The organism is Frankia sp. CoWAU3 (assembly GCF_977971855.1).
This window is the reverse complement of the sequence record NZ_CDWWXB010000050.1, coordinates 5,373-13,723: the sequence shown is the minus strand read 5'-3', so window position 1 is coordinate 13,723 and position 8,351 is coordinate 5,373. Positions and strand designations below refer to the sequence as shown.

The following is an 8,351-nucleotide window of genomic DNA, read 5'->3' as shown; positions in this document are numbered from 1 at the left end:
CCGACCGCGGCGAGGTCGACATGCTCCGCCGGGACGACGGTGAGACGGTCTACCGGCGCTGTGCCTCCGACGACCATCACCATCACCTCGTCTGCCGCTCCTGCGGCCGGACGGTGGAGATCGCGGGGCCGGAGATCGAGGCGTGGACCGCCAAGGTCGCCAACGCCGAGGGATTCGTCGACGTCGTGCACACCGTGGAGATCTACGGCACCTGCACCATCTGCGCGGCCCGACCAGCCACCTGAGCGAGGTTCCCGGCGGAGCAGGGGGCGCGCAGCGGAGCCACAGTGCGCGCAGCGGAGCAGGGGCGCGCAGCGGAGCAGGGGGCCGTCGCCGAGAGGCCGGTGCAGGCGCGCAGAGCGTTCCAACTCGCCAGGGCCCGGGCTCCCGCGGCACCGGTCACCGGCTGGGGGATGCCCCCACGATCCGGGCGGGTAGCCAGGCGGCGGCCGTGACCGCCCGGCCGGCGACGGTCAGTTCCAGCACCCCGGACTCGGTGTTCCGGCCGGCGCCGGAGGAATAGAACACAAAGTTCCCCAACCCGTAGCCGACGTACACTCCATCGGAGTTCCATCCGGCGCCCAGCAGAACGTGGGCGTGGCTCCCGATGACGACGTCCGCGCCCGCGGCCGCCAGCCGGGGGAGCAGGGCGCGCTGTGCCTCGTTGGGGCACTGCTGCTGCTCGGTCCCCCAGTGCAGGAAGACGATGACCGTGTCCGCCGCGGCCCGCACGGCCCGCACGGCCCACACCAGCCGATCGACCTCCTTGGCCGATGCCAGGCCGGGCTTGTGCGGACCCGCCGTCCAGGCCGCGATCAACTCGTCGTCGAGCACCTGGGTGGCCCCGAGGACGGCGATACGCTGCCCCTTGACCGTCGTCGTGTACGGGGCGTACGCGGCGGTGTCGTCCACGCCGATGCCGACGAGCGGGAAGTGCGCCTCCCGGGCGTAACGCAGCGAATCCTGCAGGCCTTCGATGCCGTAGTCCATGCCGTGGTTGTTGGCCATCGTGACGACGTCGATGCCGGCCGCCCGCACCGCGGTGAACGCGGTGGGCGAAGCCCGGAACACATACGCCTTCTGGGCCGCGGTGCCACGGTCCGTCACCGCCGTCTCCAGGTTCGCGATCGCGAGATCGGCCGCGCTCAGGGCCGCCGACATGGGTCCGATCGCCGTCCGCGGATCGGCGGCGAGCCGCTGACCGGGAGCACCCGCGAAGTGGATGTCACCGCCGAAGGCGATGGTGACCGGCTGCCCCGTCGGCCGCCGCGGGCCGTCACCGACGGGGGCAGCTCCCACGGCTCCCACGGTGGCCGCGGCTGAGGCGGGGGGACCGGTGGTGACGGAAGCACCATCGGCATGAGTCGTCGGCATCGGCCTCGGACGGTCCTCGCCGTAGGGCACGGCACAGGCCGCGAACATGAATCCGACGATGACGGCGACGCCACCGGCGACGGCCGTGCGCCCGCGTCTGCACCGAACACGCCGAACACGCCGAACACGCCGGCTGACTGCACCCCGCTCCACCCCAGGCTCCCCCTCCGTGACAACCGCGCCACGACGAGCCACTCGCAAACCGGCCGCGTCCCGACCGTTCCCATGATCCCGAGCTCGACCGCCGCGGTCCGTCCGAGGTCAGAGTGCCGACAGCACCGGTGCCAGTTCGCGCCACTGCCGACGCGGCAGCCCACGGCGCTCGAAGTCAAGCACCTGCACGGCCACCTGATCGGCCCCGGCGTCGAGATGCTCCTTGATCCGCCCGAGCAGGACGTCCGCGTCCCCCCAGGGGACGATCGTGTCGACCAGGCGGTCCGAGCCCGAGCCGGCGAGATCGTCGTCGTCGAACCCGAAGCGCCGCAGGTTCGTCGTGTAGTTCGGCAGCCGAAGATAGGACCCGGTGTGCCGGCGGGCGAGCTCACGGGCCTGTTCCGGATCGGTGTGCAAGACGAACGCCTGCTCGGGGACGAGCAGCTTGCCGGGCCCAAGGATGTCCCGGGCGGCAGCGGTGTGCTCGGGTGGCACGAAATAGGTGTGGGCGCCGTCGGCCCGGTCCCGGGCGAGGCCGAGCATCTTCGGACCGAGCGCGGCGAGCACCCGTGGCGGGACACCGGGAGGTGGCACGGCCCGGTACTGCTCGACCGCCATCCGGTCCATCTCGTCGAGGTACGCCGCCATCTGGGCGAGTGGGCGCGTGTAGGAGGCGCCCCGGATGTGCATCAGCTCGGCGTGGGACACCCCGAGCCCGAGCAGGAACCGGTCCGGGTACGCCTCGGCGAGGGCCAGCTGACCGGCGGTCATGGTGAGTGGGTTACGGGCGAGGATCTGCGCGATCCCGGTCGCGATCGTCATCCGGGAGGTGGCCGCGAGCGCCAGAGCGGCGGTGACCAGCACCTCGCGCCCCTTGACCTCACCGGTCCACAACGTCGGATAACCGAGATCGTCGAGTTCCGCGACCGCCTCCCGGACGACCGCGGCCGGGGAGAAGTCGAACTGGCCACTCCAGATCCCCACCTTGCCGATCTCACGCCGGGCCGGCGGGCGGCTCATGTGCTGCGCACTCGTCACCGCGCAACCGTACCGAGCAGGAACGATGGTCACTCGTCACGGCGGGACCGTCGGATCCGGTTGCCACTGTCCGTCCAAGGTCTATCGTTGGCGAGTGTGACGGAGCTCATGCAGCTGCTCACCCCGGCCGGTCACCGGATCACCACCGCATCCACGACGACGGCGGCCGGACCCGATGCGCCGGGACCCGATGCGCCGGGACCCGATCCCTCCAGAGCCCGCGCCGGCGGGGTGGACGCCGCGGGAGCGGACCCGCCCCGGACAGCCGTCGATCTGGCCGCCCAGATCGCCGACCTGACCGACGACGACCTGTACGGGCTGTATCGGGACATGGTGTTCATCCGCCGGTTCGACGAGGAGGCGACCAGCCTGCAGCGCCAGGGCGAGCTGGGGCTGTGGGCGAGCCTGCGGGGCCAGGAGGCGGCCCAAGTCGGATCCGGCCGGGCGCTGAGGCCCGGCGACATGGTGTTCCCGTCGTACCGGGAACACGGGGTGGCCTGGTGCCGGGGAGTCAGGCCGAGGGAAATCCTGGCGATCTATCGCGGCACGACGCTCGGTGGCTGGGATCCGGGCACCCACGGGTGCGCCCTCTACTCGATCGTCGTGGGCTCGCAGGCGCTGCATGCCACCGGCTACGCGATGGGAATCGCCCGGGACGGCACCGACGACGCGGCTATTGCGTACTTCGGTGACGGGGCGTCAAGCGAGGGCGATGTCAGCGAGGCGTTCGGATGGGCGAGCGTGTTCGCCGCCCCGCTGGTGTTCTTCTGCCAGAACAACCAGTGGGCCATCTCGGCACCTGCCCGGCGCCAGAGCCGGATCGAGATCGTCCACCGGGCTGCGGGCTTCGGCTTCCCGGGCGTGCGGGTGGACGGCAACGACGTGCTGGCGTGTCTCGCGGTGACCCGGTGGGCCCTGGCGACCGCGCGTGCCGGGCGTGGTCCGGTGCTGGTGGAGGCCGTGACCTACCGGATGAATCCACACACCACGGCAGACGATCCCAGCCGCTACCGTCCGAAGGGTGAACTGGACATGTGGCGTCGGCGTGATCCGTTGGACCGGATGCGCGCCTACCTGACGGCGCGGGGCCTACTCACCGAGGAGAGTCTGCGGCAGCTGGCCATCGAGGCGGACTCCTTCGCGCACGAGCTGCGCGCGCAGTGCGTCGCGCTGCCGGATCCGATCCCGACCAGCCTGTTCGACCATGTGCAGGTGGCTGAGAATGAACTCGTGACGGCCCAGCGATCGGCGTTGGCGGCCATGTTCGACGTGGAGGGGCCCGGCGTGGAGGACGAGATGGGCGTACCCGAGGGGAACCGGTGACCAGCGGGGCCGTCGTCGCCGGGGAGCAGCGCTCCGACGAGGTCGGTGAGCGGGTTGCCCGCGCCCCGGTCACCATGGCCAAGGCGTTGAACCTCGGGCTGCGTTCGGCGATGGCAGCCGATCCCAAGGTTTTGATCATGGGGGAGGACGTCGGCAAGCTCGGCGGGGTCTTCCGGGTGACCGACGGGCTGCAACAGGAGTTCGGCGAGGCCAGGGTCATCGACACCCCACTGGCCGAGTCGGCGATCGTCGGCACGGCGATCGGGCTGGCCATGCGCGGTTACCGGCCGGTCTGTGAGATCCAGTTCGACGGGTTCGTCTATCCCGCGTTCGACCAGATCGTCAGCCAGCTCGCGAAGCTGCACTACCGGTCGGCCGGCCGGATCCGGCTGCCGGTGACGATCCGCATCCCCTTCGGCGGCGGGATCGGCGCCGTCGAACATCACAGTGAGTCGCCGGAAGCGTACTTCTGTCACACCGCCGGCCTGAAGGTTGTCGCCTGCTCGAACCCGGTCGACGCCCATCACATGATCCAGCAGGCCATCCGGTCCGACGATCCGGTGATCTTCCTCGAACCGAAACGGCGGTACTGGGAGAAGGGCGTGGTCGACCCGCGCCCCCTCTCCGAACTGCCCGCGGGCGAGCTCACCCAGCTGCACGCCAGCCGGGTCGTGCGCACCGGCACGGACGCGACCCTCGTCGGCTATGGTCCCACCGTACGGACCTGCCTCGACGCCGCCGAGATCAGCGCAGCGGACGACAGCCGGTCGCTGGAGGTCATCGACCTGCGGACGCTCTCACCCCTGAACCTGGAACCCGTGCTCGACTCGGTACGCCGGACCGGCCGGCTGGTCGTGGTCCATGAGGCACCGTCCAACGTCTCGGTGTCGGCCGAGGTCGCCGCGCGGGTGACGGAGCGGGCGTTCTACTCCCTGGAGGCGCCGGTCCTGCGGGTCACCGGCTTCGACACCCCGTATCCCCCGGCCCGCCTCGAAGATCACTACCTCCCCGACGTCGACCGCATCCTCGACGCCGTGGACCGTTCCTTCGCGTACTGAGCGTCCTGAGAAGCATGAGGACCGACCAACCGGCTATCTGACTGGGGTTACCGTGACGCAGCGACAGTTCCGGCTCCCTGACCTCGGCGAAGGTCTGACCGAGGCGGACATCGTCCGGTGGCTTGCCCAGGTCGGGGACACCGTCACGGTGAACCAGCCCCTCGTTGAGGTCGAGACCGCGAAGGCGGTCGTCGAGGTCCCCAGCCCGTTCGCCGGGATCCTGGTCGAGACCCACGGCGCCGAGGGAACGACCCTCGCGGTCGGCGCACCCCTGCTGACCATCCAGACCGCCGACACCGACGCCGACACCTACACCGACGCCGACACCAACGCCGACGGGACGGGTGCGAACAGCCTGCCGACATCCCGGGACGCTGGCAGCATCGAGCGCACCCCAGTCCTCGTGGGCTATGGACCGAGGACGGCCGAGAGCCGCCGGCGCCGCCCTCGACGACCACCTACGCCAGCCGGTCCGATCCACACAGCCGGTCCGATCCACACAGCCGGTCCGGTCCTCGCCAAACCGCCGGTCCGCAAGCTCGCCCGTGACCTCGGTGTCGACCTCGCATCCCTCGCCGGCACCGGCCCAGACGGCACGATCAGCCGGGCCGACGTCGAGGCCGCGGTGCGTGCCCCCGCCCGTACCGCGCCCCTCGCGGCGCCGCCCACGCGCGATGCCCCGCCGATCGGCGTCATCCCCGCCGGGGCCACCTTCTCCGCCGAGACGCGTACCTGGCACGTGCCTGTCACCGGCATCCGGCGGTCGATGGCGCAGGCGATGGTCGCCAGCGTCTCGGCAGCCCCGCACGTCACCGAGTTCCTCACCGTCGACGCGACGGCGACGATGGCCGCCCGGGACCGGATCACGGCGCTGCCGGAGTTCACCAGGATCAAGATCACCCCATTGCTGTTCGTCGCCAGAGCCCTGCTCATCGCCGTTCGCCGACATCCGATGATCAATTCATCCTGGGTCGAGGACGCGGGCGGTGGCCGGCCGGAGATACATGTGTACGACCGGGTGAACCTCGGCATCGCCGTGGCGGGCCCGCGTGGGCTCGTCGTGCCCACCATCCCGGATGCCGGCCGGCTCGACGTCGTCGGGCTGGCTCACGCCCTGGCCGGCCTCACCACCGCGGCGAGGGCGGACCGGCTCAGCCCCGCGGATCTGCGCGGCGGCACGATCACCATCACCAACGTCGGCGTCCTCGGCGTCGACATCGGCACCCCGATCCTGAACCCGGGCGAAGCTGCGATCCTCGCCCTGGGCTCGATCCGACCGATGCCCTGGGTGCACGAGGGCCAGCTCACCGTGCGTACGGTGGTACAGCTGGCACTCTCGTTCGACCATCGCATCGTCGACGGCGCGCTGGGCTCCGCGGTCCTCGCCGACGTGGGTGCCGTCATCACCGATCCCACGGTGGCACTCGCCTGGTCCTGATCGACTCATCGGATCCACCAGTTGGCCACAAACGGGCACACTGCACGCAAGAGGGGCACACAACGGCCCAGATTCCGCTCCCTGGTACGGTTGCGCCTCTGACCGGCTTCCGGCACAAAGAGGTGGAACCATGACGCGAGTGGAGGCACTGCAGGCCGCGGACGAGTTCGTCGCCAAGGTTCTGACCTCCGCCAACTCCAGCGGCCGGTTCACCGGCACGCTCAACCTGGCTGAGCGGGTCGACCTCACCCTACGAGTGGCTCGGTTTCTACTCGAGGGTCAGTCTTCCTCGGACGCCGACGACATCCTCAAGCGGGACATGCGCAACGAGCTCGATCAGGCGTTCCCGCCGCTACGCACCTCCTGAACCGACCATCCCGGCTCGCCCCCGCGGACGAGCGCCCGGCCGGGTTCCCTGGTCCGTCCCCACGGACCGTCCAGGGAACCGGACCGGGCGGTGGGCAGGCGGACCGGTGAACGAGCACGGTTCAGTGCGGCGACACGGGATGGTCCCCTTCGACGTGCACGTGGATGGCCGGCTGCCCGTCACCGCAGGTCGCCTCCGGATGGCGTGAGGGGTTCAGCCGACGATCCTCCTCGGGGGTCAGTCCCAGCTCGCGCCGGTGCGGGGCCTCGAACGGAGCGGACGGGTCGACGATGATGCCGTCATCGAGCGGCCTGGGCGCAGGCACGCCGTTCTCGACCGACTCTTCGACGATCTTCCTGCGCCACTGGTCGCGGTACAGGGTGAGGCCGAGCCCAATGGCGCTGACGCACATCAGGATGATGCCCACGGCCGTGATGTCGAGCCCGGACGGTTCGGAGCGGACCGCGAAGGCGAGGATGGCGCCGAGGGCCAAGAGTAAAAGACTCAACGGGATTCCCATACCGGTCCATATACCCTTCCGCGGCAAGAACGCAACCCCGCCGCGGCAACATCAGAACGCCTCCTCCGGCAGTTCCATGAGCCCGAGGCCGGTGGACTCCAGCGCTACCCGGCGCGCCGTCAACTCTGGTAGCACGTTGGCCGCGAACCAGCGCGCGGCGGCCACCTTGCCCTGGTAAAAGGCGGCGTCCCGAGCGGGCCGGGCCCCGGCGAGCGCCGGAGAATCCTGGGTCCGCAGGGCTACCTCGGCGCCGCGCAGGAGCAGCCATCCGATGATCAGGTCACCGAGGCTCATCAGCAGCCTCGTCGTATTCAGGCCGACCTTGTAGATCGCGGCGGCCTCCTCGGCGGCGGCGGTGAGGAACCCGACCAGCGAATTCACCATGCTCTGGACGTCCCCAAGGGCCACCCCCAGCGCCTCCCGCTCCGCCCGCAGCGCGCCGTTGCCGGCCTCGCCCTTCACGAACGTCTGGATCTCGCCCAGCACGGAGGCCAGCGCCTGCCCCTGGTCCCGGACGATTTTCCGGAAAAACAGGTCCTGGCCCTGGATCGACGTGGTGCCCTCGTAGAGAGTGTCGATCTTGGCATCGCGGATGTACTGCTCGATCGGATAGTCCTGCAGGTACCCGGAACCACCGAGGATCTGCAGTGAAGAGGCGAGCAACTCGTAGGACCGTTCGGAGCCGACCCCCTTGACGATCGGGAGCAGCAGGTCGTTGATGCGTTCGGCGAGCTCGTCGGCCTCCCCCCGCTCGCCGGCCAGCGCAACCCGGTCCTGGAACGTCGCGGTGTAGAGCACCAGTGAACGCATGCCCTCCGCATACACCTTCTGCATCATCAGCATCCGGCGGACATCCGGATGATGAATGATCGTGACACGCGGTGCCGTCTTGTCCGACGCGCGGGCCAGGTCCGCACCCTGGACGCGGGTGCGGGCGAACTCGAGCGCGTTGAGATATCCGGTGGACAGCGTGGCGATGGCCTTGCTGCCCACCATCATCCGGGCGTACTCGATCACCTGGAACATCTGGGCGATGCCCTCGTGGACGTCGCCGACCAGCCAACCGACCGCCGGCGCCCG

The 8,351-nt window shown here is 70.2% G+C and carries 9 protein-coding genes; 5 read left to right on the top strand and 4 right to left on the bottom strand.

Translation table 11 applies throughout. From position 1 onward, the window contains the following. On the top strand, nt 1-245 hold a 245-nt coding region (locus AC08ON_RS07280; protein ID WP_476616674.1), incomplete at its 5' end, for a Fur family transcriptional regulator. Between the two features lie 154 nt (nt 246-399). Here AC08ON_RS07280 and AC08ON_RS07275 read toward each other — a convergent pair. After that, nucleotides 400-1,299: a CapA family protein gene (locus tag AC08ON_RS07275; RefSeq protein WP_476606997.1), complete on the bottom strand. Its 900-nt coding sequence runs from the start codon at nt 1,297-1,299 to the stop codon at nt 400-402. 336 nt (nt 1,300-1,635) lie between these two features. Next, nucleotides 1,636-2,547, bottom strand: a complete 912-nt coding sequence (locus AC08ON_RS07270) for an LLM class F420-dependent oxidoreductase (protein WP_476607004.1) — start codon at nt 2,545-2,547, stop codon at nt 1,636-1,638. A 126-nt stretch (nt 2,548-2,673) separates the two neighbouring features. Between AC08ON_RS07270 and pdhA the strand changes: the two genes are divergently transcribed. From pdhA to AC08ON_RS07250, 4 genes are all read left to right on the top strand, one after another. Next, entirely contained in the window at nt 2,674-3,888 is a 1,215-nt protein-coding gene (pdhA, locus tag AC08ON_RS07265) for a pyruvate dehydrogenase (acetyl-transferring) E1 component subunit alpha (RefSeq protein ID WP_476607005.1), read from the top strand. After that, a complete protein-coding gene (locus tag AC08ON_RS07260; protein ID WP_476606998.1) occupies nt 3,885-4,946 on the top strand; it encodes an alpha-ketoacid dehydrogenase subunit beta in 1,062 nt (353 codons plus the stop codon). Before pdhA ends, AC08ON_RS07260 begins: the two co-directional genes overlap by 4 nt. Nucleotides 4,947-4,998: 52 nt before the next feature. Continuing rightward, a complete protein-coding gene (locus tag AC08ON_RS07255; protein ID WP_476606999.1) occupies nt 4,999-6,384 on the top strand; it encodes a dihydrolipoamide acetyltransferase family protein in 1,386 nt (461 codons plus the stop codon). 130 nt (nt 6,385-6,514) lie between these two features. Beyond that, nucleotides 6,515-6,751: a hypothetical protein gene (locus AC08ON_RS07250; RefSeq protein ID WP_011434531.1), complete on the top strand. Its 237-nt coding sequence runs from the start codon at nt 6,515-6,517 to the stop codon at nt 6,749-6,751. Nucleotides 6,752-6,872: 121 nt separating this feature from the next. Here the strand turns inward: AC08ON_RS07250 and AC08ON_RS07245 are convergent, their stop codons facing one another. After that, nucleotides 6,873-7,259, bottom strand: coding sequence for a hypothetical protein (locus tag AC08ON_RS07245; protein WP_476607000.1), 387 nt, complete (start codon nt 7,257-7,259; stop codon nt 6,873-6,875). A 63-nt stretch (nt 7,260-7,322) separates the two neighbouring features. Continuing rightward, on the bottom strand, nt 7,323-8,351 hold a 1,029-nt coding region (locus AC08ON_RS07240), incomplete at its 5' end, for an acyl-CoA dehydrogenase (protein ID WP_476616673.1).